The sequence below is a fragment of the Alcanivorax sp. HI0083 genome, from assembly GCF_001635175.1.
In genome coordinates this window covers 1-370 of record NZ_LWFX01001650.1, presented here as the reverse complement: position 1 = coordinate 370, position 370 = coordinate 1, and the positions used below count along the sequence as shown (strand labels likewise).

The 370-nt window shown below is 41.6% G+C and carries 1 protein-coding gene; it reads left to right on the top strand.

Annotated features, from left to right (window positions below; translation table 11 throughout):
- Positions 1-111: 111 nt before the first annotated feature.
- A partial coding sequence (locus A3754_RS24245) for a hypothetical protein (protein WP_197468839.1) occupies positions 112-370 on the top strand: 259 nt, incomplete at its 3' end.

The window sequence follows — 370 nt, the reverse complement described above, 5'->3', positions numbered from 1 at the left end:
GGGCTTTGTGCTTATAGCAGCGAGTACGGGGGTGAGCTTGCTTTTCGTAAACGACCTCTTTTTGAGGTCCTCGATGAATGGGACAGGCCTCGTTCATCAACAAAGCATGTTATGGATAAAATTGAAGCGGTGCTTTCTTCCTACGAACAGGCATTGAAAGAAGATATTGACAATAGAAAGAAAAAAAGAGCTCTTGTTAAAGCCCTTGAGCTAAATCTTCTGGAGTTGGGTGCCTTTGAAGAAGATGACATTGTTGATTTTAATATCAATAAATACATGGACGAGAATAATGGAGGGTCACGCGATTCTGATTTTAGAGAAACACCGGTGTCAGGGTGGATGTATCAATTATCAGCATTTCATGGCCTGA